25 protein-coding genes are annotated in these 25855 nt (G+C 55.5%); 11 read left to right on the forward strand and 14 right to left on the reverse strand.

Going from position 1 to position 25855, the window contains the following annotated elements:
* Positions 1-168: 168 nt before the first annotated feature.
* From nrdR to pgpA, 6 genes are all read left to right on the forward strand, one after another.
* Positions 169-618, forward strand: coding sequence for a transcriptional regulator NrdR (nrdR, locus tag ACTJJ1_RS14440; protein WP_004949256.1), 450 nt, complete (start codon positions 169-171; stop codon positions 616-618).
* A 10-nt stretch (positions 619-628) separates the two neighbouring features.
* Positions 629-1738: a bifunctional diaminohydroxyphosphoribosylaminopyrimidine deaminase/5-amino-6-(5-phosphoribosylamino)uracil reductase RibD gene (gene ribD, locus ACTJJ1_RS14445; RefSeq protein ID WP_440834196.1), complete on the forward strand. Its 1110-nt coding sequence runs from the start codon at positions 629-631 to the stop codon at positions 1736-1738.
* Positions 1739-1856: 118 nt separating this feature from the next.
* On the forward strand, positions 1857-2327 hold the full coding sequence (ribH, locus tag ACTJJ1_RS14450; RefSeq protein WP_004949262.1) for a 6,7-dimethyl-8-ribityllumazine synthase: 471 nt from the start codon (positions 1857-1859) through the stop codon (positions 2325-2327).
* A gap of 20 nt (positions 2328-2347) precedes the next feature.
* Entirely contained in the window at positions 2348-2764 is a 417-nt protein-coding gene (gene nusB / locus ACTJJ1_RS14455; protein WP_006319758.1) for a transcription antitermination factor NusB, read from the forward strand.
* Positions 2765-2816: 52 nt separating this feature from the next.
* Positions 2817-3800, forward strand: a complete 984-nt coding sequence (thiL, locus tag ACTJJ1_RS14460; protein WP_004949265.1) for a thiamine-phosphate kinase — start codon at positions 2817-2819, stop codon at positions 3798-3800.
* A complete protein-coding gene (pgpA, locus tag ACTJJ1_RS14465) occupies positions 3742-4296 on the forward strand; it encodes a phosphatidylglycerophosphatase A (protein ID WP_170865747.1) in 555 nt (184 codons plus the stop codon). Before thiL ends, pgpA begins: the two co-directional genes overlap by 59 nt.
* 46 nt (positions 4297-4342) lie before the next feature.
* Here the strand turns inward: pgpA and ACTJJ1_RS14470 are convergent, their stop codons facing one another.
* The 4 genes from ACTJJ1_RS14470 to xseB all read right to left on the reverse strand — a co-directional run bounded on the left by ACTJJ1_RS14470 (position 4343) and on the right by xseB (position 8515).
* Complete coding sequence (locus ACTJJ1_RS14470) at positions 4343-5317, reverse strand: aldo/keto reductase (RefSeq protein WP_440834199.1); 975 nt, start codon at positions 5315-5317, stop codon at positions 4343-4345.
* 108 nt (positions 5318-5425) lie between these two features.
* Positions 5426-7291: a 1-deoxy-D-xylulose-5-phosphate synthase gene (gene dxs / locus ACTJJ1_RS14475; protein ID WP_004949271.1), complete on the reverse strand. Its 1866-nt coding sequence runs from the start codon at positions 7289-7291 to the stop codon at positions 5426-5428.
* A gap of 34 nt (positions 7292-7325) precedes the next feature.
* Positions 7326-8246 carry a (2E,6E)-farnesyl diphosphate synthase gene (gene ispA, locus ACTJJ1_RS14480; RefSeq protein WP_004949273.1) on the reverse strand — a complete coding sequence of 307 codons (921 nt, stop codon included), beginning with the start codon at positions 8244-8246 and terminating at the stop codon, positions 7326-7328.
* 5 nt (positions 8247-8251) lie between these two features.
* Positions 8252-8515: an exodeoxyribonuclease VII small subunit gene (gene xseB, locus ACTJJ1_RS14485; protein WP_004949276.1), complete on the reverse strand. Its 264-nt coding sequence runs from the start codon at positions 8513-8515 to the stop codon at positions 8252-8254.
* Between the two features lie 183 nt (positions 8516-8698).
* On the opposite strand from xseB, the gene thiI reads away from it, so the two are divergent.
* The 3 genes from thiI (at position 8699) to ACTJJ1_RS14500 (ending at position 13841) form a co-directional block, all read left to right on the forward strand.
* Positions 8699-10147, forward strand: a complete 1449-nt coding sequence (gene thiI / locus ACTJJ1_RS14490; RefSeq protein WP_004949278.1) for a tRNA uracil 4-sulfurtransferase ThiI — start codon at positions 8699-8701, stop codon at positions 10145-10147.
* Between the two features lie 452 nt (positions 10148-10599).
* Positions 10600-12177 (forward strand): filamentous hemagglutinin N-terminal domain-containing protein, encoded by a 1578-nt coding sequence (locus ACTJJ1_RS14495; RefSeq protein ID WP_440834203.1) that lies wholly within the window; start codon positions 10600-10602, stop codon positions 12175-12177.
* Positions 12178-12299: 122 nt separating this feature from the next.
* Entirely contained in the window at positions 12300-13841 is a 1542-nt protein-coding gene (locus tag ACTJJ1_RS14500; RefSeq protein ID WP_440834205.1) for a ShlB/FhaC/HecB family hemolysin secretion/activation protein, read from the forward strand.
* Between the two features lie 46 nt (positions 13842-13887).
* Here ACTJJ1_RS14500 and yajL read toward each other — a convergent pair whose 3' ends face one another.
* Both yajL and panE read right to left on the reverse strand, forming a co-directional pair.
* On the reverse strand, positions 13888-14490 hold the full coding sequence (gene yajL, locus ACTJJ1_RS14505; protein WP_440834207.1) for a protein deglycase YajL: 603 nt from the start codon (positions 14488-14490) through the stop codon (positions 13888-13890).
* Entirely contained in the window at positions 14453-15364 is a 912-nt protein-coding gene (gene panE, locus ACTJJ1_RS14510) for a 2-dehydropantoate 2-reductase (RefSeq protein WP_004949280.1), read from the reverse strand. The genes yajL and panE overlap by 38 nt, the downstream gene beginning before the upstream one ends.
* Before the next feature lie 182 nt (positions 15365-15546).
* Here panE and ACTJJ1_RS14515 point away from each other — a divergent pair, with 182 nt between their 5' ends.
* Complete coding sequence (locus ACTJJ1_RS14515) at positions 15547-16038, forward strand: YajQ family cyclic di-GMP-binding protein (RefSeq protein WP_004949281.1); 492 nt, start codon at positions 15547-15549, stop codon at positions 16036-16038.
* A 56-nt stretch (positions 16039-16094) separates the two neighbouring features.
* Here ACTJJ1_RS14515 and ACTJJ1_RS14520 read toward each other — a convergent pair whose 3' ends face one another.
* From ACTJJ1_RS14520 to ACTJJ1_RS14555, 8 genes are all read right to left on the reverse strand, one after another.
* A complete protein-coding gene (locus tag ACTJJ1_RS14520; protein WP_004949282.1) occupies positions 16095-17459 on the reverse strand; it encodes an MFS transporter in 1365 nt (454 codons plus the stop codon).
* 198 nt (positions 17460-17657) lie between these two features.
* Complete coding sequence (gene cyoE / locus ACTJJ1_RS14525; RefSeq protein ID WP_004949283.1) at positions 17658-18548, reverse strand: heme o synthase; 891 nt, start codon at positions 18546-18548, stop codon at positions 17658-17660.
* A gap of 18 nt (positions 18549-18566) precedes the next feature.
* Positions 18567-18905 (reverse strand): cytochrome o ubiquinol oxidase subunit IV, encoded by a 339-nt coding sequence (locus tag ACTJJ1_RS14530; RefSeq protein ID WP_004949284.1) that lies wholly within the window; start codon positions 18903-18905, stop codon positions 18567-18569.
* On the reverse strand, positions 18902-19519 hold the full coding sequence (locus ACTJJ1_RS14535) for a cytochrome o ubiquinol oxidase subunit III (RefSeq protein ID WP_006319781.1): 618 nt from the start codon (positions 19517-19519) through the stop codon (positions 18902-18904). Before ACTJJ1_RS14535 ends, ACTJJ1_RS14530 begins: the two co-directional genes overlap by 4 nt.
* The gene (gene cyoB / locus ACTJJ1_RS14540) at positions 19509-21500 is read right to left on the reverse strand and encodes a cytochrome o ubiquinol oxidase subunit I (RefSeq protein ID WP_004949288.1); all 1992 of its coding nucleotides are present in this window, start codon (positions 21498-21500) and stop codon (positions 19509-19511) included. Before cyoB ends, ACTJJ1_RS14535 begins: the two co-directional genes overlap by 11 nt.
* Before the next feature lie 4 nt (positions 21501-21504).
* Positions 21505-22452: a cytochrome o ubiquinol oxidase subunit II gene (cyoA, locus tag ACTJJ1_RS14545; RefSeq protein WP_004949290.1), complete on the reverse strand. Its 948-nt coding sequence runs from the start codon at positions 22450-22452 to the stop codon at positions 21505-21507.
* Between the two features lie 443 nt (positions 22453-22895).
* A complete protein-coding gene (ampG, locus tag ACTJJ1_RS14550; protein ID WP_064798672.1) occupies positions 22896-24374 on the reverse strand; it encodes a muropeptide MFS transporter AmpG in 1479 nt (492 codons plus the stop codon).
* Between the two features lie 53 nt (positions 24375-24427).
* Entirely contained in the window at positions 24428-25006 is a 579-nt protein-coding gene (locus ACTJJ1_RS14555) for a lipoprotein (protein WP_006323933.1), read from the reverse strand.
* Between the two features lie 365 nt (positions 25007-25371).
* Between ACTJJ1_RS14555 and bolA the strand changes: the two genes are divergently transcribed.
* Positions 25372-25686: a transcriptional regulator BolA gene (gene bolA, locus ACTJJ1_RS14560; protein ID WP_004949296.1), complete on the forward strand. Its 315-nt coding sequence runs from the start codon at positions 25372-25374 to the stop codon at positions 25684-25686.
* Positions 25687-25855 lie beyond the last annotated feature (169 nt).

Below are 25855 nucleotides of genomic sequence, written 5' to 3' on the forward strand. Positions count from 1 at the left end.
CAATATCTCCTGTTATCAGCTTAGCCCGCCCGGCGAGGAAAGTCATGCGCGCCGCCGTTTTAGCGCCATTCGGTATCGCGGCTCGCAACAAATGGTCGACGGCCTTTGTTGTGACCGCACTTCGGGGTAAACTGCTCTTAACTATGAAAACGTTTATCAGGACGTGTTATGCATTGCCCTTTTTGCGCCGCCGTTGATACCAAAGTCATTGATTCCCGTCTGGTGGGCGATGGTTCGCAGGTGCGCCGTCGCCGCCAGTGTTTGGTTTGTAATGAGCGTTTCACCACCTTTGAAGTGGCTGAACTGGTGATGCCACGGGTGATAAAAAGCGACGAAGTGCGTGAGCCGTTCAACGAAGACAAACTGCGTCGCGGCATGTTGAAAGCGTTGGAAAAACGTCCGGTCAGCTCCGACGACGTGGAAAATGCGATTAACCACATCAAATCCCAGCTGCGCGCCACCGGTGAACGCGAAGTACCGACCAAGCTGGTCGGCAACCTGGTGATGGACGCGCTGAAGAAGCTGGATAAAGTGGCCTATATTCGTTTCGCCTCGGTTTACCGCAGCTTTGAAGATATTCGCGAATTCGGCGAAGAAATCGCCCGTCTGCAAGACTAAGGGATAGCGCATGCATAACGACGAATTTTATATGGCACGTGCCTTTGAGTTGGCGCGGCTGGGGCGTTTCACTACCGCACCGAACCCGAACGTCGGCTGCGTTATCGTGCGTGACGGCGAAATCGTCGGTGAAGGTTATCACCTGCGCGCCGGCGAACCTCATGCGGAAGTGCATGCGTTGCGCATGGCGGGCGCGCGCGCGCGCGGCGCCACCGCTTATGTCACGCTGGAGCCTTGCAGCCATCACGGGCGCACGCCGCCTTGCGCTGATGCGCTGGTCGCCGCCGGTGTTGCCCGCGTGGTTGCGGCGATGCAGGATCCCAACCCGGAGGTTGCCGGTCGTGGCCTGTACAAGCTGCAACAGGCGGGTATAGACGTGCGCCATGGCCTGATGCTGAGCGATGCGGAAGCGGTGAATCCGGGTTTTCTCAAACGCATGCGCACCGGTTTTCCTTATGTGCAACTGAAGCTGGGGGCCTCGCTCGATGGCCGCACGGCCATGGCTTCCGGCGAGAGCCAGTGGATCACCTCACCGCAGGCGCGGCAGGACGTGCAGCGTTTGAGAGCGCAAAGCGCCTCCATCCTGAGCACCAGCGCCACCGTGTTGGCCGACGATCCATCGCTGACGGTGCGTTGGGATGAGCTGGATACCGCCACTCAGAGCCTCTACCCGCGTGAAAATCTGCGCCAGCCGCTGCGCATTATCCTCGACAGCCAGAACCGCGTAACGCCGCAGCATCGGGTAGTGCAGCAGCCGGGAACGACCTGGCTGGCGCGGTTGCAGCCGGACGATCAGAACTGGCCGCAGGAGGTTGAACAACTGACATTTCCGGCGCACGGCGGCGGGGTGGATCTGGTTGTGATGATGATGCAACTGGCGAAACGCCAGGTGAATTCCATCTGGGTAGAAGCCGGCGCTGCGCTTTCCGGCGCGTTGTTGCAGGCAGGGCTGGTTGATGAGCTCATTTTGTACATCGCGCCAAAACTGATGGGCGATAATGGGCGCGGCCTGTGCCGGTTGCCGGGCCTTGAAAACCTGGCCGATGCGCCGGAATTCGTCTTCAGCGAAGTACGGCAAATCGGCCCCGACCTGCGCTTGCGGCTGAAGCCGAAATACTGAATGTAAAGTCTGTTTGCCGCTCCGATTGGCGTTTTACAAAACCGCCGCGCAGGCAGATAAAGAATGTGATAGAATCCGCCCCCCTGCGGGGTATCGAACCCATTTTTAAGGAAAGCCCATGAAAGTTATCGAAGGTGTTGTTGCTACTCCAAATGCCCGTGTGGCGATCGCAATTGCACGTTTTAACAATTTCATCAACGACAGCCTGCTGCAAGGTGCCATCGACGCACTCAAGCGCATTGGTCAGGTTGCTGACGACAACATCACCGTTGTCTGGGTCCCGGGCGCTTACGAGCTGCCGCTGACGGCTCGCGTGCTGGCCAACACCGGCAAATACGATGCGATTATCGCGTTGGGCACCGTTATCCGTGGGGGCACCGCGCACTTCGAATATGTAGCGGGCGAAGCCAGCTCCGGCATCGGCAATGTTTCGCTGAACGCTGAAATCCCGGTTGCCTTTGGCGTGCTGACCACCGAGAGCATCGAACAGGCTATCGAGCGTGCCGGCACCAAAGCGGGCAACAAGGGTGCTGAAGCGGCTCTGACCGCACTTGAAATGATTAATGTTATCAAAGCTATTAAAGCCTGAATTTAGTTAAGGGGAATTCCGTGAAACCTGCTGCTCGTCGCCGCGCTCGTGAGTGCGCTGTTCAAGCGCTTTACTCTTGGCAGTTGTCTAAAAATGACATTGCCGATGTTGAACACCAGTTCCTGACGGAGCAAGATGTCAAAGATGTGGACATCGCCTATTTTCGGGAGCTGCTGTCCGGCGTGGCGGTGAATGCGGGTCTGCTAGATGGCCTGATGGCACCTTTCCTGTCGCGTCAGCTCGAAGAGCTGGGCCAGGTAGAAAGAGCCGTCCTGCGTATTGCGCTGTTTGAGCTGAAAATGCGTGAGGATGTGCCTTACAAAGTGGCTATCAACGAAGCGATCGAACTGGCGAAAACCTTCGGCGCCGAAGACAGCCACAAGTTTGTGAATGGCGTGCTGGATAAAGCAGCACCAAGCATTCGCAAGAAAAAATAAAAAATTAAGGCCGGCATCGCCGGCCTTAATTTCTTCTATTGGAATATCGACCATGGCATGCGGCGAATTTGACCTCATTGCCCGCTATTTTGACCGGTTTAAGAGTCTGCGCCGGGACGTACAGTTGGGCATTGGAGATGACTGCGCACTCCTGACAGTGGCAGAAAAACAGCTTTTGGCCGTCAGTACCGACACCCTGGTTTCGGGCGTTCACTTCCTGCCGGATATCGATCCGGCCGATCTCGGCTACAAAGCGCTGGCAGTCAACCTGAGCGATCTGGCGGCAATGGGCGCCGATCCGGCCTGGCTTTCACTGGCGTTAACCTTGCCTGACGTGAATGAGCCCTGGCTGAAGGCGTTCAGCGACAGCCTGTTCGAACAGCTTAATTATTACGGTATGCAATTGATTGGCGGCGACACCACGCGCGGCCCGTTGAGCATGACGTTAACCATTCATGGCTTGATCCCGGCCGGCCGGGCGTTGACCCGCAGCGGTGCGCGCATCGGTGATTGGATCTACGTTACCGGTACGTTGGGCGACAGCGCCGCCGGCCTGGCTATCTTGCAGGATCGCCTGCAGGTAGCGGATACCGACGCCCGCGATTACCTGATTGGCCGCCATCTGCGGCCGCAGCCACGGGTGTTGCAAGGGCAGGCGCTGCGTGATTTGGCCAGCTCTGCGATCGATATTTCCGACGGGCTGATCTCCGATCTGAAGCACGTGCTGAAAGCCTCCGAGTGCGGGGCGCGCATCGTTCTGGATGAGCTGCCGCTGTCGCAGGTGTTGAGCAGCCATACGGACGCTGAACAAGCGCTGCGCTGGGCGCTGACTGGCGGTGAGGATTACGAACTGTGCTTTACGGTGCCGGAAATCAATCGCGGTGCGCTGGAAGTGGCGCTGAGCCATCTGGGCGCGGATTACACCTGTATTGGCCAGATTGGTCCGCTTTCCGAAGGCATTAAATTCTACCGCAACGATGAAGCGGTGGAGCTGCCGTGGAAGGGCTTCGATCATTTCAGCGCGGAGCAGGCGTAACATGGATGAAGCTAAACGCCGTCTGCGGATGAGCAATCCGTGGCATTTGCTGGCTACCGGTTTCGGCAGCGGCCTGTCACCGGTGGTGCCGGGCACCATGGGATCGCTGGCGGCAATTCCGTTCTGGTTGCTGCTGATCCAACTGCCGTGGCAGCTCTATTCGCTGCTGGTGATGTTCAGCATCTGTATCGGCGTCTATTTGTGCCACCAGACAGCCAAGGATATGCGGGTACACGATCACGGCAGCATCGTCTGGGACGAGTTTGTCGGCATGTGGATCACGCTGATGGCGTTGCCGGTTAACGACTGGCAGTGGGTAGCCGCAGGTTTTGTGATTTTCCGTATTCTCGACATGTGGAAACCCTGGCCTATCCGCTGGTTCGATCGCAACGTGCATGGCGGTATGGGCATCATGGTCGACGACATCGTCGCCGGGGTGCTTTCGGCCGGCATCATCTACCTGATTGGCCACCACTGGCCGCTCGGGCTGTTTTGATTGCAGGGGCGCAGTTCAACACGGCTGCGCCCTTGAAACCTCCGCGTTATTCAAACCCCGTCACGTGATGCGGCACATAGGCCGTTTCCAGCTCGGCAATCTCTTCGGGCGTTAATGCCAGATCGACGGCGGCCACGGCGTCTTCCAGATGTTCCTGGCGCGAGGCGCCGATAATAGGAGCACTGACCACCGGTTTGCTCAACAGCCAGGCCAGCGCAATCTGTGCACGCGATACACTGCGTTCTTGTGCAAGGGTGGCGACGCGTTCGGCGATAATGCCATCGATACCTTCGGTTTCGTCATACAGATTTTTGCCGACCTGATCGGACACCAGCCGTGCGGTGGTTTCACCCCATGGGCGAGTCAGACGGCCGCGAGCCAGCGGGCTCCACGGCAGCACCGCGATGCCTTCGGCGGCACACAGCGGATGCATTTCGCGCTCTTCCTCACGTTGAATCAGGTTGTACTGGTCCTGCATGCTGACAAACCGCGTCCAGCCGTGCAGATCGGCGGTGTACAGCGCTTTGGCGAATTGCCAGGCATACATCGACGACGCGCCTATATAGCGCGCTTTACCGGCCCTGACCACGTCATGCAGTGCTTCCAGCGTTTCTTCAATGGGCGTTTCATAATCCCAACGGTGGATTTGCAGTAGATCGACATAGTCGGTGCCCAATCGTTTCAGGCTGTCGTCGATAGACTGCATGATTTTGGCGCGCGACAACCCGCGTTCCAGATTACTCAGGGGGAAATAGACTTTGGTGGCGATCACCACGTCATCACGGCGCGCGTAATCCCTCAGCGCCCGGCCGACGATCTCCTCGCTGCTGCCGTCTGAGTAGCTGTTGGCGGTGTCGAAGAAATTGATGCCGGCATCCAGTGCCTGCTTCAGCAGCGGACGGCTGCTTTCTTCCGGCAGCGTCCAGGCGTGGTTGCCGCGGTTGGGTTCACCGTAGGTCATACAACCCAGGCAGATGCGCGAGACGTTCAGATCGGTGTTACCCAGTTTCAGATACTTCATGCTTGCCTCCGAGTGTCAGCACAGATCTATAACTGTAGTGGATTATCGGGATGACTGAGACGAAAACGCCCCCGCAAAGCGGAGGCGTCGGTCAATCAGGCGCGGGGATTATTGCGCCAGCCAGGCTTCGATTTGTCGCCGTATGCCGGCGGCGTCCAAGCCCAAATCGACCCGAACCTCTTCCTGGCTGCCTTGCGACACAAAGCTGTCCGGCAGGCCGATATTCAGTACCGGCACTGCGCGGCGTTTGGCCATCAGCAGCTCGTTCACGCCGCTGCCGGCGCCGCCCATAATGGCGTTCTCTTCCAGCGTGACCAGTACCTCGTGGCTGGCAGCCAGTTCCAGCACCAGCTGTTCGTCCAGCGGTTTCACGAAACGCATATCCACCAGCGTGGCATTGAGAGCCTCCGCCACCTGAGCCGCTTCCGGCAGCAGGGTACCAAAGTTCAGTATCGCGACCTTTTCGCCTTCCCGGCGCACCACGCCTTTGCCTATCGGCAACGCGCCAAGCGGTTCCAGCTGCGCACCTGTGCCGTTACCGCGCGGGTAGCGGACGGCGCTTGGGCCTTCGTTATAGTGATAGCCGGTGTACAGCATCTGGCGGCATTCGTTCTCATCACTTGGCGTCATGATCACCATGGTCGGGATACAGCGCATGAATGACAGATCGAACGCCCCCTGGTGAGTCTGGCCGTCGGCGCCGACGATACCGCCGCGATCGATGGCAAACATCACCGGCAGTTTTTGGATCGCCACATCGTGGATCAGTTGATCGTAAGCGCGCTGCAGGAAGGTGGAGTAAATCGCCACCACCGGCTTGTAGCCGCCAATCGCCAGACCGGCGGCAAAGGTGACCGCATGCTGTTCGGCAATGGCGACGTCAAAGTATTGCTGCGGATAGTCACGAGAGAATTGCACCATGCCGGAGCCTTCGCGCATCGCTGGGGTAATGGCCATTAGCGAGCTGTCTTTGGCGGCGGTTTCGCACAGCCAGTCACCGAAGATTTTTGAATAGGACGGTTGACCGCCGGCGCTTTTCGGCAAGGTGCCGCTGGCTGGATCGAATTTCGGCACTGCGTGGAAGCTGATCGGATCTTTTTCCGCCGGCGCGTAACCCCGGCCCTTTTTGGTCATGATGTGCAGCAACTGCGGGCCTTTCAGATCACGCATGTTTTTCAGCGTGGCGACCAGCCCCTGGACATCGTGGCCGTCAACCGGACCGATGTAGTTAAAACCCAGCTCTTCGAACAGCGTGCCCGGTACTACCATGCCTTTCAGGTGTTCTTCGGTGCGTTTGACCAACTCTTTGATGGGCGGCAGGCCGGACAGCACTCTTTTGCCGCCTTCGCGCAGGGTGGAATAGAGTTTGCCGGAAAGCAGTTGCGCCAGATGATTGTTCAGCGCGCCCACGTTTTCGGAAATCGACATTTCGTTATCGTTCAGCACCACCAGCATATCCGGGTTGATGTCCCCGGCGTGGTTCATGGCTTCAAACGCCATGCCGGCGGTGATCGCACCGTCGCCAATCACGCAGACCGTGCGGCGATTCTTGCCTTCACGCTCTGCGGCAACCGCCATGCCGAGGCCGGCGCTGATCGAGGTAGACGAGTGGCCAACCGACAGCACGTCATATTCACTCTCAGCACGCCAGGGAAAAGGGTGCAGGCCGTCTTTCTGGCGGATGGTGGAAATCCTGTCGCGACGGCCGGTCAGAATTTTATGCGGGTAGGCCTGGTGGCCAACGTCCCACACCAGATGATCGAAGGGTGTGTTGTAAACATAGTGCAATGCCACCGTCAGTTCGACGGTACCCAGCCCGGACGCAAAGTGGCCGCTGGAGCGGCTGACGCTGTCCAGCAGGTATTGCCGCAGTTCGTCACACAGCTTCGGCAGGCTCTCTTTTGGCAGCGAGCGGAGTTCATCGGGATTTTCCACTAGCGCCAAGGTCGGGTATTTGGCTATATCAAGACTCATTCGATACTCATATCAGAGGAGTTAACGTCACACGTTAATTGTCGCGTTCAATAATGAAGCTGGCTAACGCTCGCAATGGCGCTGTGTTATAAGATTGCGCTGCCAAAGTGTCTAATGCAGCTAAAGCTTCCTGATAGAGATCCCACGCTTTTGCTTTCGCGCTGTCAAGCCCGAGCAAAGCTGGATAGGTGCTCTTTCCGTGTTGCTGGTCCGCTCCCTGGCGTTTACCGATTTTCTCGGTTTCGCCGACAACGTCCAAAATGTCATCCTGTACCTGAAACGCCAGGCCGATCGCCGCAGCGTAACGGTCAAGCTGCGGCAGCGCTGCACGGCCAGGTTCACCGGCGGCCAAAGCCCCAAGGCGAACCGCCGCGCGGATTAATGCGCCGGTCTTGTGGCGGTGTATCAGTTCCAGCGCAGGCAGATCAATTTGCCTGCCTTCAGCCTCGAGATCCAACGACTGGCCACCGCACATGCCGGCAGCGCCGCTGGCGGTCGCCAGTTCGGACACCATGGCCAGCCGATCGCGCAGCGCCACGTCGGGCATGTCGGCATCGGCCAGAATGGAAAATGCCAGCGTCTGCAGTGCATCACCCGCCAGGATCGCGCTGGCTTCACCAAATTTGATATGGCAGGTAGGCTGACCGCGACGCAGATCGTCATCGTCCATTGCCGGAAGATCGTCGTGGATCAACGAATAGGCATGAATGCATTCTACCGCAGCGGCCGGCACATCCAAATTATTCAGTGAAACGCCAAACATCTGCCCGGTGGTATACACCAGGAACGGGCGCAGACGTTTGCCGCCCAGCAGCGCGCCGTGGCGCATGGCGGCCACCATGTTGCCTTCATTGAACGGCAGCGGCGCGATAAAATCCAGCAGCGCGCGGTCGGCCCGCTGGCGAAAAGCCTGTAACTGCTCAGAAAAAGCGGCCTGTTGGACGATCTCAGACATGACGATTACTCTGCATCCGGGGTGAAAGGCGCCAGCGCGGCGTCATCGGCGCTGTCGTTAAGTAAAATTTGCACACGCTGCTCGGCCTGTTGCAGCTTCTGTTGGCCCTGACGCGCCAACTGAACGCCGCGTTCGAATTCATTCAGCGCGTCTTCCAGCGGTAACTCACCCGATTCCAGACGCGTCACGATGTTTTCCAGTTCGCTGAGGGAACTTTCAAAGCTGATGCTTTGCTCTGTACTGTCTGATTGTGCAGGTTTTTTCGGCATAATTTTCTTTTTACATCATCATGTGAACAGTGGCGCCAGAGCCTATCCTAGCGGATTTTGATTAGCAAATCATGGCGCGCATGTGTGGTTTTGTGCACCGGGCTTCACCAGATAGTGATATACTCTGCGCCGCATATACATTGTAAATCCTTTTCCCTCGTAATTCTGACAATAAAGACCGCCATGAAGTTTATCATTAAATTGTTCCCGGAAATCACCATCAAGAGTCAATCTGTGCGCTTGCGCTTTATCAAGATTCTCTCGACCAATATCCGCAACGTCCTGAAGCAGTATGATGAAACGCTGGCGGTTGTCCGTCACTGGGATCATATCGAAGTTCGCGCCAAAGATGAAAATCAGCGGCCGGTGATTGCCGACGCGCTGACGCGCATTCCCGGCATCCACCATATTCTGGAAGTGGAAGACCGCGGCTACACCGATATCCACCATATTTTCGAGCAGACGCTGGAAGCCTACCGCGAGCAATTGGAGGGTAAGACCTTCTGCGTGCGCGTTAAGCGCCGTGGCAAGCAAGACTTCAACTCGCAGGACGTGGAACGTTACGTTGGCGGCGGTTTGAACCAGCACATCGAAAGTGCGCGCGTTAAGCTGTCGCACCCGCAGGTGACGGTCAACCTGGAAATCGAAGACGACAAGCTGATGCTGGTAAAAGCGCGCCGCGAAGGCATCGGCGGTTACCCGGTGGGCACTCAGGAAGACGTGCTGTCGCTGATTTCCGGCGGTTTCGACTCGGGCGTTTCCAGCTATATGCTGATGCGTCGCGGTTGCCGCGTGCATTACTGTTTCTTCAATCTGGGCGGTGCGGCGCATGAAATCGGCGTCAAGCAGGTGGCGTATTATCTGTGGAACCGCTTTGCCAGCTCGCACAAGGTGCGTTTTGTCGCCATCGATTTCGAACCCGTGGTCGGCGAGATCCTGGAAAAGGTCGACGATGGCCAGATGGGCGTGGTGCTCAAACGCATGATGGTGCGCGCCGCCTCGCAAGTTGCGGAACGTTATGGCGTACAGGCGCTGGTCACCGGTGAGGCGCTGGGCCAGGTGTCCAGCCAGACGCTGACTAATCTGCGTTTGATCGACAATGCGTCCGATACCCTGATCCTGCGTCCGCTGATTTCGCACGACAAAGAACACATCATCAAAGTGGCGCGCGAAATCGGCACCGAAGACTTTGCCAAGACCATGCCGGAATACTGTGGTGTGATCTCGAAAAGCCCGACGGTAAAAGCGATCAAAGCCAAAATTGAAGAAGAGGAAAGTCACTTCGATTTTTCCATTCTCGACCGCGTGGTGAGTGAAGCGAAGAATGTCGATATCCGTACCATCGCCGAACAGGCGCAGGAACAGGTTGCTGAAGTAGAAACCGTGGCGGCCTTTGGCGCTGACGAAGTGATCCTGGATATCCGTTCTAACGACGAGCAAGAAGAGAAGCCGCTGAAGCTGGAACAGGTTGAGGTGAAACCGCTGCCGTTCTACAAACTCAGCACGCAGTTTGGCTCCCTGGATCAGAGCAAAACTTACCTGCTGTACTGCGATCGTGGCGTGATGAGCCGCCTGCAGGCGCTGTACCTGCTGGAGCAGGGGTTTACCAATGTGAAGGTTTATCGCCCTTAAGCCATCCCCGCCGGCGCAGCCCGCCGCCGGCGATTTTCCTGCATCGTGTGATTTGCGCGACTGAATAACCCTACCGTTATAATTATATTTTTATCGAATAATATAAAAATTATTTTCTCTTATTCTATCTATAATATCCATCTTCAATATATTAAGTATTTATTGATTTTATTATTAGTGGTTGTCGGTATTATAGCTATCGAAAATCGACGGTTCTGTCGGCTTTCTGTCTGCGGACTTCCTGCTCAATTCATTCTTGGCGCTTGTCGAACGCGTGCCTTCTTTCAAATGCACGCTGGCCACTCGTGAGCAAACGCCTTCATGTTGCGTTCAGGAATAAGCGCATCGCAAAAAAGGATATATCCATTGCATAGTCCAGACTTTAAATATCATTCATGTTGATATTTATTGGCGGCGACGGCAGTGGAGCTGGTTATTTAAGGAGAAAATTAATGAAGGTGAATAAGAAGACCTTGTTGCTGTCGGCAGCGGCTTTACTGATGCCCAGCGCGCCATTGTTAGCGCAAATAACGCCTCAGCCGGGGGGCGCGTCGGTTGACCATGCTAATCAGGTGCCGGTGGTGAATATTAACCGCCCTGGCGCGGACGGTGTGTCGCATAACGTTTACACGCAGTTCGACGTCGGCGCTCAGGGCGCTATTTTAAATAACAGCCTTTCTGGCGCGAATACGTCATTGGCCGGGGCCGTTGCAGGGAACGCTCAGTTAGGGGACCGCGCGGCTAAGGTCATTCTGAATGAAGTGAACTCGGCGAATAAAAGTATCTTGCAGGGGATGGTAGAAGTCGCCGGGCAACGCGCCGATGTCGTGATTGCCAATAAATCCGGTATTACCTGTAACGGCTGCGGCTTTATCAATGCTAGCAACGGCGTATTAACTACCGCCGACTTGCAGTTCAAGGATGGCGCTTTTAACGGCTACGGGGTTAATCAAGGAAATATCCGAGTCGAGGGCGACGGGCTGAAGAAAGGCGATGTCGATTATACGGCCATCATTGCGCGCACGGCTGAAATCAGCGCGGCGGTTCATGCGGAGGCGCTGTTGGTCTCGGCGGGGAAAAAAACGGTTTCAGCGGATTTATCCCGCTTCAATAGCGTTGAGGCGTCTAAAGATAAGCCTGAAGTGCTGATCGATGTCGCCGAGGTGGGCGGCATGTACGCCAACAAGATTAAGCTGGTTGCCAATGAAAACGGCGTAGGCGTCAATAGCGGCAATGCCAATGTGGCGGGCTCCAACGCCGGCTCCTCGTTGAACAATGTCAGTATCGTCAGTATCCAAACCGACTCGGGAAGTTATGAACGTGTGCAAATCGGCAACGGCGCTCAAAACGTATCCCGTGCTTCCGTCGGTATCGCCAACCGCGGGCAGATTCAGGCGAAAAATGGCGGCGCCGACATCAGTACCGACTCGCTGGTCAATCAAGGGAACATCGCTTCACAGGGGCAATTGAACATCAGCGCCACCCGGCTGCAAAATGAAAAGAGTGTGAGCGCGCGTTCGGCATCCATCACGGCCACACAGTTGGACAATACCGGCCGCATTGAAGGCGGGGCAATGCAGGTCAATGCGACCCAGCTGAACAATCGCGGCAGCGTCAAAACGCAAAACGGCGCGCTGACACTGCAAGCGACCCGCGTCGACAATACCGGCGGCATTCAATCCGCGCAGGCTTTGCAACTCAACGCCACCAGCTTGTTTAACGCTGACAATGGCGTGATCGAAGCCCAAAACGGCGCGGCGATCCAGGGGACGTCCATTACCAACCGCGGACATATCGTTTCCCGCACCTCCTCCGTCAGCTTGTCGGATACCAGCTTCAGCAACTACGGCAGGATTGAAGCGTTTGGCGATATCAGCCATCGCGGCGTCTCTTTCAACAACTCCGGCACGATGCGCTCCACGTCCGGCCTGGTCACCAACAACGGTCGGGACATCAACAAACCCGTGAATAACTGGGGTTGGGGATACGGCGGTTTCGGCTGGCCTTACGGTTGGTCTTATTGGATGTGATAGGCGTTTCCCCCACTCTTGGGTGGGGGAATGAGTGAGAGAGCATGAAAAGGGAATTTTTTATTCTTTGTCTAGCCGTGTTGTTCAGCGGTTTCAGCCGTGCGGATTCTGTACAGGCTCCTGTGAAACAACTCGTCAGCCAGGAAAACCTCATCGGCGATACGCAGCGCAAACTGTTACCGTCTACCCCCTCTGTCTTGTCACCGCTGCCGGAACAAAACGCGCCAACGGATATTTTTGTCAACGAGTCCCCCTGTTGGGTGATCGGCTCTGTCGAAATGGCGATGGCGCCAGCAAGCCTTACTTCTTTCGAACGGTTGGCGCACGCTGCCCGCGGGCGCTGTATGGGGGAGCAAGGGTTGGCGAAATTGCACAAGAAGCTGCAAAATGAGCTGATTGCACAAGGCTATATCACTTCGCGGGTGCAGTTTGACGTGCAAGCGGTACCGGCAGGAATATTGAAGGTTCGCGTGCATTATGGCCGTATCGGCCAGTTGAGAATGCAGGCGGGCAGCAGCACCTATTTTCGCCCCGATACGCTTTTTCCCATTGCTGCCGGTGATGTGCTGAATTTGCGCCGTATCGAGCAAGGGCTGGAGAACATGGGGGGGATACCGGGCGTTATCAGCGATATCCGCATTGTTCCGGGCGAACGAGTAGGCGAAAGCGATATCGAGATCCTGCGCCAACAGGATAAATATTGGCGTTTTACCGCTTGGGCGGATGACGCTGGCGTTCGTTCTACGGGGCGTTATCAGGCCGGCGGCGCGTTGTATCTCGATAATTTGAGCGCATTGGGCGATGTTTTTTACCTGTCGATGGCGCGCAGCGTTCTGGCACCGCCGGGCAAAGGCAATGAAAGCCGCGCTCTGTACTATAGCCTGCCTTGGGGATTCTGGCGCTTCAGCGCGTTGGGCGGTGAAAGCCGGGATCATCGAACTCTCATCGGTAATTTCACCGATTACCGTTATAACGGTCGTGCACAGTATTGGGGCCTGCAGGCTGACTATACGTTAACACGTGGGATGAATAAGAAAACGGCGCTGAATGCCCAACTGTTGCAACGGTATTACCGCTATTACGTCAATGATACGGAAATCGCCTTGCAGAGCGCGCGGCTAACCAGTCTGAAGTTGGGGGTTAGCCATCTGTATTACGGTTCCCGTTCGCAGATCGCGCTGACCGCCGATGCCATTGTCGGCGTCGGCGAGGGCAGTTCAAATGCAGAACACCGGCTGCGAGTGGGCGGCAGTATGCTGAAACCCATCAGTGTGTCTGGCCACCGCCTGCGTTATCTCGGGGAGCTCTCGGGGCAGTGGGCGAACGCCGCACAACCGAGCCAGGACAAGTCGTTTATCGGCGATCGTTCAACGGTGCGCGGGTTTAGCGGCGATAGCAAACTGATCGGCAGCAGCGGGGGGTATCTGCGCAATACGCTGACGTTGGAGCGTGGCATGCTGCAACCCTATGTCGGGTTCGACTATGGTCAATTGGCCAAACAACAGCCAGGGGAAGGCGGCAAGCTGGCGGGGGGAGTGATTGGCCTGCAATTGAATCAGGGGCGTTTTGCTGCAGACATTTTCGCCGGCACGCCGGTGATCAAACCCGGATGGTTTCCGAATGAGCGTCTGGTTTTGGGTTTTTCCAGCCAGCTCAGTTTTTGACGCGTTGCGGGGCGCGGGCTTGCGCCCCGTATTTCAGAACGTTAACTCAGTTTTCTTCACTATCGCGATAATCGTACATCCCCGGGATCAGCACCAGCTGCGCGGCGATCTCCGCCGCTTTGGCCTTGCCAAGCAGCAGATCTATCAGCTTCAGCGCAAACTCCATCGACGTTCCCGGCCCCTGGCTGGTGAGCAGGTTGACGCGCGCATCGTATACCACGCGCCGCTCCATCCATTTGTCTGCCGGGATCTGATCTTTCAATCCGGGGAAGCCGGTCATATTGCCGATGGGGAACAGATCGTGGTGTTGCAGCACCAGGGCCGGCGCTGCACAGATAGCGGCGACGATGTTGCCCTGCAGATGCATCTGACGCACTTTCTCTACCAACAGCGGGCTGTCGCGAAAACACTCGGCGCCTTTCAGGCCGCCGGGCAGCACGATGGCATCGAAGGGATCGTCCACAATCGACACCAGCGGCGCGTCCGCCAGCAGCTTTACGCCGCGCGAGCAGACGATAGTCAGGTCACCGTCGCCGGCCACGCTGGCAGTAGTGACTTTCACGCCCGCTCGTACCAGAAGATCGATGGTAGTGACGGCTTCGGTTTCTTCGCTACCAGGTGCCAGGCAGACCAGCGCCGATACGCTCATATTCATTTTCCTTTCGCTTAATCAGTTCAAACAACCGCGCATTCTCCGGCAGAATCATGCCGTGGCTGCGCGCGCGGCGCAGCAGATAGCCGGTAATGTAGTCGATCTCGGTATGACGCTGGGTGCGGACATCCTGCAGCATCGAAGAGATGTTATCTGCGGTGCTCTGAATCACTTCCATCACGTATTGCCGCAGCCCTTCGCATGAGGTGTGGTAGCCTTCCATTTCCATCACGCCAGAGACTTCGCGGCACAGGGTTTCGATTTGCTCCGGGTAACGCTGCAATTCGCCATTACGGCAGTCATACAACGCCGTAAGGGGGTTAATTACGCAGTTGACCGCCAGCTTGCGCCAGTTTGCCGACGCAATGTTGTTGTGCCAGGCCACATCGGGCAAAGCCTGATGCAACATTTCCGCCAGATGGCTGAGATGTATCGCCGCCGGCGATGTCGGGCCGATATGGGTGGTGCCGCCGGCAACATGGATAATGGTGCTGCCTTCGCGCCTTGCCGCGTGGGTCGTGGTGCCCTGCAATATGGGCTGGCTGCTTGCCGGCAGTTCATCCTGGGTGCCCATGCCGTTATGCAGCAGCAGTATGGCGCAACGCGGGTTCAACCTGGGCAGCAGCGCGCTGACGGCGCTGGAAACCTGCCAGGCTTTCAGCGTGACCAGCAACAGTTCGCTTTGGGCCAGATGTTCGGGATCGTTGGTGGGCAAATTACGGTTGAACGAGGTGCCCTCGGGCTCAATCACGTTCACTGCGCAGAAGGGTTGCGGTACCCGCAGCCATCCTTGTACGTCGTGGCCCTGCTGATAAAGCCTGGAGAGCCACAGTTGTCCGAGCGCACCGCAACCAAGAATAGTTATTTTCATTCAGTCTCCTTGGGGTAACGGGAATACCGCTCAATTACTGTCGTATAATTATAGACTTTTCTGCTATCCGGCGAGATATCTGCCGGTAGGTTCAGCAGATTTTGCCTGAGGCGCTAAAGCGGTTATCATGCTCGGCATCGAAATCGCCTATCGCATTAGGCTCTAATTCAGGAGGAAGAAGTATGCCATCTTTCGACATTGTTTCCGAAATTGATATGCAGGAAGTGCGTAACGCCGTTGAGAACGCCACACGCGATCTCGGCACTCGTTGGGATTTCCGCAACGTGCCGGCCAGTTTTGAGCTGAACGAAAAAGATGAAAGCATCAAAGTCGCCAGCGAGTCTGATTTCCAGGTGCAGCAACTGCTCGATATTCTGCGTGAGAAACTGAGCAAGCGCAGTATCGATGGCGGCGCGCTGGAGATCCCGGACGAAATGACCCACAGCGGCAAAACCTACAGCGTGGAAGCCAAGCTGAAACAGGGGATTGAAACCACGCAGGCGAAGAAAATCGTCAAGCTGATCAAAGACAGCAAGCTGAAGGTGCAGGCACAAATTCAGGGTGATGAAGTCCGCGTTACCGGCAAGTCACGCGACGATCTGCAAGGGGTGATGGCGCTGGTGCGCGGTGCCGATCTGGGGCAACCGTTCCAGTTCAAGAACTTCCGCGATTAACTTTTCCGCGAAGCTATTACCGAGGGCCAGCAAGCTGGCCCTTTCTATTACGACAGCTACAGCGAATTTACCAGAGCTTCCAACTGACCGCGGTTGGTCTGTTTGGTATCGACCTTCACGTAGGCGCTGCGCTCTTCGGGCACTACTATCGCTTCCGCCACGCCAGGCTGGGCCTTCAGACGGCTTTCCAACTCAGAATCCTTCACCGCCAGTTCCGACAGCGTAATGCGCAGGCTGCTGACGTACGGCGGTTCTTGCATGGTGCTGCTGACCAGGAACCAAACGGCGGCGATAACCGCACCGGCGATAAACACCAAGCCGGCGCCCTGCAGGCCATACAACAGGCCGCCCAAGCTGCCGCCAATCGCCACGCCGATAAACTGGCTGGTGGAGTAAACCCCCATAGCGGTACCTTTGTAACCGGCCGGCGATTCTTTGCTGATCAACGAAGGCAGAATCGCTTCCATCACGTTAAACGCCATGAAGAACAACTGCACGCCGGCAATGATGCCCCACAGATGGGCACCGGACAGCCACAACAGCACTTCGGCACAGAACAGAACCGCCACGCAGCCCATAAACACTTGCTTCATGCGGCGTTTCATTTCGGCATAAATGATAAAGGGCACCACGGCGGCAAAAGAAACCAGCATGGTGACCAAATAGACGATCCAATGCCGGCTCGGCGCCAAACCGGCTTTTTCCATCGCCAGCGGCAGCGCCACGAAGCTGGACATCAGCAGAATATGCAGACACATGATGCCGAAATTCAGCTTCAGCAGGCGGGAGTTGCTCAACACCTTGCTGAAGCTGCCGCGCACGATGCTCGATTCTCGGTTCAGCACATGGCTGTCTGCGGACGGCACCACCGCCAGGGTAATCACGATACCGGCCAAGGCCAGCACGGCAATCATCCAAAATAGCGCATGCAGGCCGAAAGCGTGGGTGACGATCGGGCCGACCACCATGGCAATGGCAAAGGTGATGCCGAAGCTGACGCCGATAAACGCCATCGCCTTGGTGCGGTTCTGCTCGCGGGTCAGATCTGACAGCAACGCCATCACTGCCGCCGCGATAGCGCCGGAGCCCTGCAATGCTCGGCCGAGGATCACGCCCCAAATGGAGTCGGTGACGGCGGCAATCACGCTGCCCAGCGCAAAGATCAATAGCCCTCCGACGATCAGCGGTTTGCGGCCGATGCGATCGGAAATCAGGCCGAAGGGGATCTGAAACACCGCTTGTGCCAGGCCGTAAATGCCGATGGCGATACCGATCAGCGTTTCGCTGGCGCCGTTCAACGCCATACCGTAGGTGGTCAGTACCGGCAGCACCATAAACATGCCAAGCATGCGCAGTGAAAATACCGTTCCTAATCCCCAGGTCGCCCGTCGTTCCTGCGGGGTCATTGCATTGTCGTTCATTAAAACCTCATTAAAAGCCATTCCAGCAGGTTATCGGCGATAACGCCTGGTGGGATAGCTTCTGAAAAGCTGCGTCATTTTAGTGTGAAGGGCAGGGGGGGTAAATCGAATGTTGTTTAACAGATATTACAGTTCGGCGGCTTTTCGGCGAGACAAATAAAATGGGCCGCTAAGCGGCCCATTCACAGACGATTTGGCTTACCAGACGTAAGTCATCAGCGTTTCTGGCGATGCCGTTGCGCTGAAGTCGATAGACATCATTACGCTCAGCGAAGTGATGGCAACAATGGAGAACACAAACAGCTTGCGCGCCCAGATGCTGTCATTTTCTGTTTTGTAACCACGCAGCGCCATACCCAGCCACCATACGCTTACCGCCGCAGCGACGATCAGGTATTTGTAGCCGGCGTAGCCGCTCAGGGTCAGCATCAGCGTAGCAATCATAAACGCCAAGATGTAGACCGTGATGTGGTTCTTCGCCACGGAAATGCCTTTGACCACCGGCAGAACCGGAATGTTGGCCGCCTGGTAATCTTTAAAGCGGAAGATGGCAATCGCGTAGGAATGCGGCATCTGCCACAGGCTAAAGATAGCAAGCAGGATCAACGCACCGGCATCAAACTCGTTGGTCACCGCGCAATAACCGATAACCGGTGGCGCAGCGCCCGACAGGCTGCCGATCAGCGTGCCGTATACCGAGTGGCGTTTCATGTACAGGCTATAAACGCCGACATAAACCACGAAGCCCATCACCGCCAGCCACATGGCCAGCGGGTTGGCGCCGATATACAGCAACACAAAGCCCGCAATACCCAAAACGGTAGCATAAACCAGGGTCACACTCGGCGCGATCAGGCCTTTCACCAGCACCCGGTTCTTCGTTCTCTCCATTTTCTTGTCGATGTCGCGGTCAATGTAGTTGTTAAACACACAGCCCGAAGCGACAACCAACGAGACACCCACCAGGGTGGCGAGAAACAGGGGATAATCGATGCTTCCTTTGGAAGCGAGCAGAAATCCCCCTACGACAGAAATTAAATTGCCGAAAATAATTCCTGGTTTAGTTACTTGCAGGTATTGCTTAATCATCACGTGCAGCTCGGCTCTTTAACTGACCATCATATTGATGTTGAGGTTGTACATAATCCAGAGTGAACCCACAACAACGATACCGATGATCATAGCGGTGAACAGCAATGCCACCAGGTTCCAGCGCTCTTCCGATGAGGTATTCATGTGCAGGAAGTAAATCAGGTGAACAATCACCTGAATGACTGCCATGCCAACTACAACCGCCAGGATGGTTGAGTGAGAGGCTGTGCCGCTCATCACCATCGCAAATGGAATCACCGTCAGGATGATCGACAGGATAAAGCCGATCAGATATGACTTAACGCTACCGTGGCTTGCGCCGCCGTGAGAAGTTTCATGGGATGAATGGCTCATGACATAACCCCCAGCAGGTAAACAACGGTAAATACGCAGATCCAGACCACGTCGAGGAAGTGCCAGAACAGGCTCAGACACATCAGACGGGTTTTGTTGGTTGAAGTCAGGCCACGCTTGCTCACCTGAATCATCATGATGATGATCCAAACCAGACCGGTAGACACGTGCAGACCGTGAGTAGCAACCAGCGCGAAGAAGCCGGACAGGAACGCGCTGCGATCCGGGCCGAAGCCTTCGGCGATCAAATGATGGAACTCATAGATTTCCATCGCTACGAAGCCCAGACCGAACAGGAAGGTCAGGAACAGCCAGGTATTAACGCTGCCAACCTTGCCTTTGTTCATGCCGATCATCGCCATACCGTAGGTGATGGAGCTGAACAACAGCAGGAAGGTTTCAACCAGGACAAACTTCAGATCGAAGATGTCTTTGCCAGAGGGACCGCCGGCGGTCCCGTTCACCAGTACTGCATAAGTCGCGAACAAGCTCGCAAACAAAATACAGTCGCTCATCAGGTAGATCCAGAATCCGAAGACTTTGGTCTCGCCTGCGTCATGGTGCCCATGCTCTGCATGGGCTGCGTTATGGTTAGTCAGAGTATCAGTTGACATGTTTCACGCCTGCTTTGCTGATTTGTTCATAGTGTTGGTTCTCAATGCGCTCGATTTCATCAACCTGCACATAGTAATCAACATCTTCATCGAAGCTCTTGGCAATCCAGGTCACGATCATACCTACGAAGGCAGCGATCGCCATCCACCAGATGTCCCAGATCATCGCGAAACCGAATACCAGGCTGAAGCCAGCGATAATCACACCGGCGCCGGTATTTTTCGGCATATGAATCGGTTCATACTTAGCCGGTTTCTTATAGGCTTCGCCTTTTTCTTTCATGTCCCAGAATTCATCACGGTCATGAATCTGCGGCACTACGGCAAAGTTATAGAACGGCGGTGGAGACGAGGTAGACCACTCCAACGTACGAGCGCCCCATGGGTCACCGGTCAGATCGCGGTTCTGCTCGCGGTCACGCACGCTGACGAAGATCTGGATCAGCTGGCACAGAATACCGCAGGCGATCAGCGCTGCACCGCCAGCCGCTACCAGCAGCAGTGGGTGGAACTCAGGGTTGATGTTCTGGCTGATACGACGAGTCATACCCATAAAGCCCAGAGCATACAGCGGCATAAAGGCCACGAAGAAACCGATGATCCAGAACCAGAACGCGCGGATGCCCCATTTTTCGTTCAGCGTGAAGCCGAAGGATTTAGGGAACCAGTAAGTCAGGCCTGCGAAGCAACCGAACACCACACCACCGATGATAACGTTATGGAAGTGGGCAATCAGGAACAGACTGTTGTGCAGCACGAAGTTCGCGCCCGGAACGGCCAGCAGCACGCCGGTCATCCCACCCACAGAGAAGGTGATGATGAAGCCGATGGTCCACAGCATTGCCGAGTTGAACTGAATGCGGCCCTGGTACATGGTGAACAGCCAGTTGAAGATTTTCACCCCGGTAGGGATGGAAATGATCATGGTGGCGATACCGAAGAAGGCATTGACGTTCGCGCCGGACCCCATGGTAAAGAAGTGGTGCAGCCATACGATGAACGACAGAACGGTAATCGCGATGGTTGCCCATACCAGTGAGGTATAGCCGAACAGGCGTTTTCTGGAGAAGGTCGCGGTCACTTCGGAGAACACACCGAACACCGGCAGTACCAGAATATACACCTCTGGGTGACCCCAGGCCCAAATCAGGTTGATGTACATCATCATGTTGCCGCCCATATCATTGGTAAAGAAATGGGTGCCCAGATAGCGATCCAGGGTCAGCAACGCGATGGTGACGGTCAGAATTGGGAAAGAAACGATGATCAGGACGTTAGTACACAGCGCCGCCCAGGTGAACACCGGCATCTTCATCAGAGGCATGCCAGGGGCACGCATCTTCATGATGGTGGCGAAGAAGTTCACACCGGTCAACAGGGTACCCAGACCGGAAATCTGCAGACTCCAGATCCAGTAATCGACCCCGACGCCAGGACTGTATTCCTTGCCCGACAGCGGCGGATAAGCCAGCCAACCGGTCTGCGCGAACTCACCAACCCCCAGAGAGATGTTGATCAGCACTACGCCCACCACGAAGAACCAGAAGCTCAGGGAGTTCAGGAACGGGAAGGCAACGTCACGGGCGCCGATTTGCAACGGAACCACAACGTTCATCAGACCAACCACGAAAGGCATCGCCATGAAGAAGATCATGATTACGCCGTGAGCGGTAAAGATTTGGTCGTAGTGGTGCGGCGGCAGGAACCCGGCCTCGCCGGCGGACGCAAGCGCCTGCTGGCTACGCATCATGATGGCATCGGCGAAACCACGCAGCAACATAACCATTGCCACGATGATGTACATGATACCAATTTTTTTGTGGTCGACCGAAGTCAGCCAATCGCTCCACAGCCATTTCCATTTGCCGAAATAGGTTATCAGAGCCAGCAGAGCCAGGCCCCCGATAACAATTGCAGCAACGGTGATCATGATGATCGGTTCGTGGTACGGAACCGCATCAAGTGTTAATTTTCCCAACATCAGATTATTCCTCGGCTCCGGCGTGAGCATGCTCACTCATGTCCATACCCTGGCTCATGTCCATGCCTTCATGCGCAGTAGCGCCTTTGTGCATGTTCATGTCACCCATGAATTTGCCAATAGTTTCTTTGAACAAATTCGGTTTGACACTGGAGAAGTACTCGACCGGGTTGTTTTCACTCGGCTCTGCCAGTTTGTTAAAGTCGCTGGTGGCGTTAAGGTTATTCGACGACGCTTTCACCTTGGCAACCCACTGATCGAAGTCGCCTTCGGTTGGGGTGACAATAGCGGTGAATTTCATGCCGGAGAACCCGCGACCGCTGAAGCTGCTGGAAATACCGTCGTATTTGCCTGCTTCGTTGCCGATCAGGTGCAGTTTGGTCTGCATCCCGGCCATCGCATAAATCTGCCCACCTAACTGAGGAATAAAGAACGAGTTCATTACCGAGTTAGAGGTGATCTTGAATTCGACTGGAACATCTTTCGGGAAAGCCAATTCATTAACGGTTGCGATGCCTTGTTCCGGATAGATAAACAACCATTTCCAGTCGAGCGACACCACTTCGATCGTCATCGGCTTCTTGTCAGTGACAATCGGCTTGAACGGATCAAGTTCGTGGGTAGTCTTCCAGGTAATGGTGCCAAGGATGGCGATGATAATGATAGGAATGGTCCAGACGACCGCTTCGATCTTGTTGGAATGTGACCAGTTCGGACTGTACTTGGCGTCTTTGTTGGAAGCACGGTACTTCCAGGCAAAAGCGAACGCCATAAAGATAACCGGTATCACCACGATCAACATCAGCGCGATTGCAGTGATAATCAGTGTCCGTTGCTCAACACCAATTGCTCCTTTGGGGTTCATCAATACCATATTGCAACCACTGAGCATTACAGTAGATGCAATTAATGACATCATCCCAATACTTTTATTGTATTTCTTAAGTCTCATCTAACGACCTCAATTACAAAGGCTCTATTGTCGTTTCATGTGTGCGGGCATTTTACGGGAAGGTTGCAGTACTGTAAACATGCTTAAGGGAGTGTCAGCGCCTTGTTGACACTTTCTGTTAAGGGGGTCACAGATGTAACCTTACGTGACAATTTACCAATGGCAACAACGCGTTGGCGAGCTGAATCGTGCCGGGCAGGCTCTATGTTAAGGAAAACTAACGGTATGCTGATTTTGGCACATTAACCTGCCGTATTTTAAATACGAAGGAAAGGTTTATATAATGTAAAATAATTGTGTATTTAAAGTGACGGTAATTTTATTTCCGAGCGTTTTGCTCGGATAAAAAAATAATTTTAACGGCAATTATGTTTTTTTAAGAAAAATAAACTCATCACGTTGATGCATTTTTGCCGACCGGTGCTATGTACCGGCCGGCAATATCAGGCCAGCTTGGTGCGGCGCAGCGCCAGGTAGTCAAGCAGGCTGCCCATCGCGATGCCCACCAGGCTCAGTGCGGCGCCAGTTTGCAGCAGGAGGTCGGCCAGGTTCGGCAAGGCACTCCAGTCGAGCGCGTTGGTAATCAACAGAATCAGCCAGACCCCCAGCAGCGAGCAGCCCAAAGTCAACAGACGCAGTGCCCAGCGGTAAAGTTGACGGAACTCGGTACGTGGCATGAAGTTGTCGGTACGCTGGGTATATTCCAGCGTTTGACGGCACAGGCGCAACAGCAGCAGGCCTGGCAGGGCGGCGGCGATCGAGAATAAATAAAACAGCGGCCAGCCGTGCGCCTCAACGAACCAACCGGCAATCGGGCCAACATAGACGCGGCCGACGGCGGACAGCGCCGACAACAGGGCGAATTGGGTGGCGGAAAACGACTTGTTGCACAACGTCATCAGCAGCGCGACGAAGGCCGCAGTGCCCATGCCGCCGCACAGGTTTTCCAGGAAGATGGCGCTGCCCATCGTCATGATGTTCTTGTCGGTGACCGCCAGGATCCAGTAACCGAGATTGGACACCGCCTGGAGAATCCCGAACAGCATCAGAGCGCGAAACAGACTAAGGCGTTGCATCAGCACACCGCCAAACAGCGCGCCGACGATGGTGGCGAACAGGCCGAGAGTCTTGTTGACCAGCCCGACCTCCCCGGCGTCAAAGCCCACGCCGCGGATCAGGAACGTAGTGCTCAGGCTGCCGGCAAAGGCGTCGCCCATCTTGTACATGACTATCAGCAGCAAAATCAGCCAGGCATTGTTCCGTGCAAAGAAATCGCGCAGCGGGGCGACGACCGCCTGCTCCATGGAGCGCGGTGCCGGAATGCCATCGTCCGGCTCTGGCGCCAGCAGGGTGGCGACGATACCAATCAGCATCAGCCCGGCCATCAGCCAATAGGTTGATTGCCAACCTAAATAACGATCCGCCAGCCACAGCGCCAAGCCGCCGGAAACCAGCATCGCCAGCCGGTAGCCGAGAACGGAGATCGCCGCCCCCGCGCCGCGTTCTTCGGCGTTTAGCAGGTCGGTTTTATACGCATCGAAAACAATATCCTGCGAGGCGGAACAGAACGCCACCAGCACCGCCAACGCCGCCAGCCACCACAGATGTTGCGCCGGCTGCATGAAGCCCATGGCCACAATCGACACCACCAGCAGCAACTGACTGATCAGCAGCCAGCCACGACGCCGGCCAAGGAATGGCGGGGTGTAGCGGTCCATGAAGGGAGACCACAGAAATTTGAATACATAGGCTTGACCGACCAGTGAAAAAATACCGATGGTTTTCAGATCGATGTTTTCGACGGTCATCCAGGCTTGCAACGTGCCGGAGGTCAGCGCCAGCGGCAAACCCGAGGCAAAGCCCAGCAGCAGGAGAATGGCGGAGTTACGCTGGGTGAAGATATTCAGATACTGTTTCGACATGATTTCCCTGTCTGTGCCGCCCGATGGCTCAGGCGGCACAAAGTATTCGCGGATTAACGCGCGTTCTGCTTGATGAAGTCGTTGACGCTGGTGTCTTGCGCCATATCGGCAATAACGTCGCCCAATACGGTGTTAACCGCGTTGGTGATTTTCTCGTTGGTCGCGGTGAAAGCACCCTGCACGTTATAAGTGGAGCGGTAGTTTTTCACCTGCTTGTTGCCGTTTTTCGCTTGAGCGGTGATCGAAATATCGGCCTTGGTGGTGATGTTGTAGCGCAGGTTGCCTTCGGATACGTCCGCATACAGGTTGTTCACCACGATTTGCAGATCAACCGCGCCATCGGCGCCGATCATGTAACCGCGCGCGCCCATTTGTTTCTCCAGCACTTCTTGCAGCAGGAAGCGTAGATCGCGCGATGGCGTAAGGGTAACGAGCTGGCCGTCGCGATTCACTTTCGCCAGCGCCTGGTCCTGGCGCTGATCTGCACCGTTAATGCTGACAGTTACGCCTTGCAGCGTTGGATCCTGCTGCGGCAGTACGATCTTGGGCGTTACGTTCAGGGTGTTGCTGCTGGTAGCACAACCGGCCAGCATCAGAGCGGCCAACAGTGGAAGGCAAAGTTTTTTTAACATAGTTACTGTCTCATTCTCGATGGATTTTAAGCCGACTCAAACTGCTGATGATAGAGAGGCCGGTTTGAGTAAACTTTCTGTAATAATCAGAGCGGGATAGCCAACAACGAATTGTCGACATCATAGCATCGCCGCCGGCCGGGGGAAGTGCAGAACGCACCGGAGTGACAAATTTTTACCTGCCGTTGATAAAAACATGCTTTTTTGACCGTCTCAATCAGATAAACCTCAAGCGATAGCGGATGTTGGCGATTTTTGGCGGGCGGCGAAGAGAAATTTACGTGATGAATAGTCTAAAAGGGGCGAAACCGGCTAATATTGAAATAGATGGGCACGGTCCTCTGCCGGTGTAGTAAGGAGATCCTATGATTCGCGAGCAAATAGAAGCAAAGTTAAGGGCGGCATTTGAGCCCGCGTATCTGGAAGTCGTTGATGAAAGCTATCGTCATAACGTTCCGGCGGGTTCAGAAAGCCATTTTAAGGTGGTGTTGGTCAGCGATCGCTTTGTCGGAGAACGTTTCCTGACGCGTCACCGTTCGATTTACGGCGTGCTGTCGGATGAGTTGGCCGATGGCGTACACGCCCTGGCGTTGCATACATACACGCTGAAAGAGTGGGAAGGGCTGCAGGATACGGTGCCGGCTTCCCCCCCTTGTCGCGGGGCCGGTACGTTGGCCTGACGGGTAAATTTGCAGTATCAGTGGAACTTTAACCACGAATTAGGGTATTACTACTGACGAATTTTGGGACGGCCTGCGGGCCGTTTCTGTTTTTGACGACGACACAGCCGATGCGCAATGCAGCTAAGGCCTGGTCGGTTTCGGCAGTCTTTTGGCGATCAAATCGGCA

The sequence above is a fragment of the Serratia sp. 22264 genome, from assembly GCF_052045345.1.
Classification (GTDB): Bacteria; Pseudomonadota; Gammaproteobacteria; order Enterobacterales; family Enterobacteriaceae; genus Serratia; species Serratia plymuthica.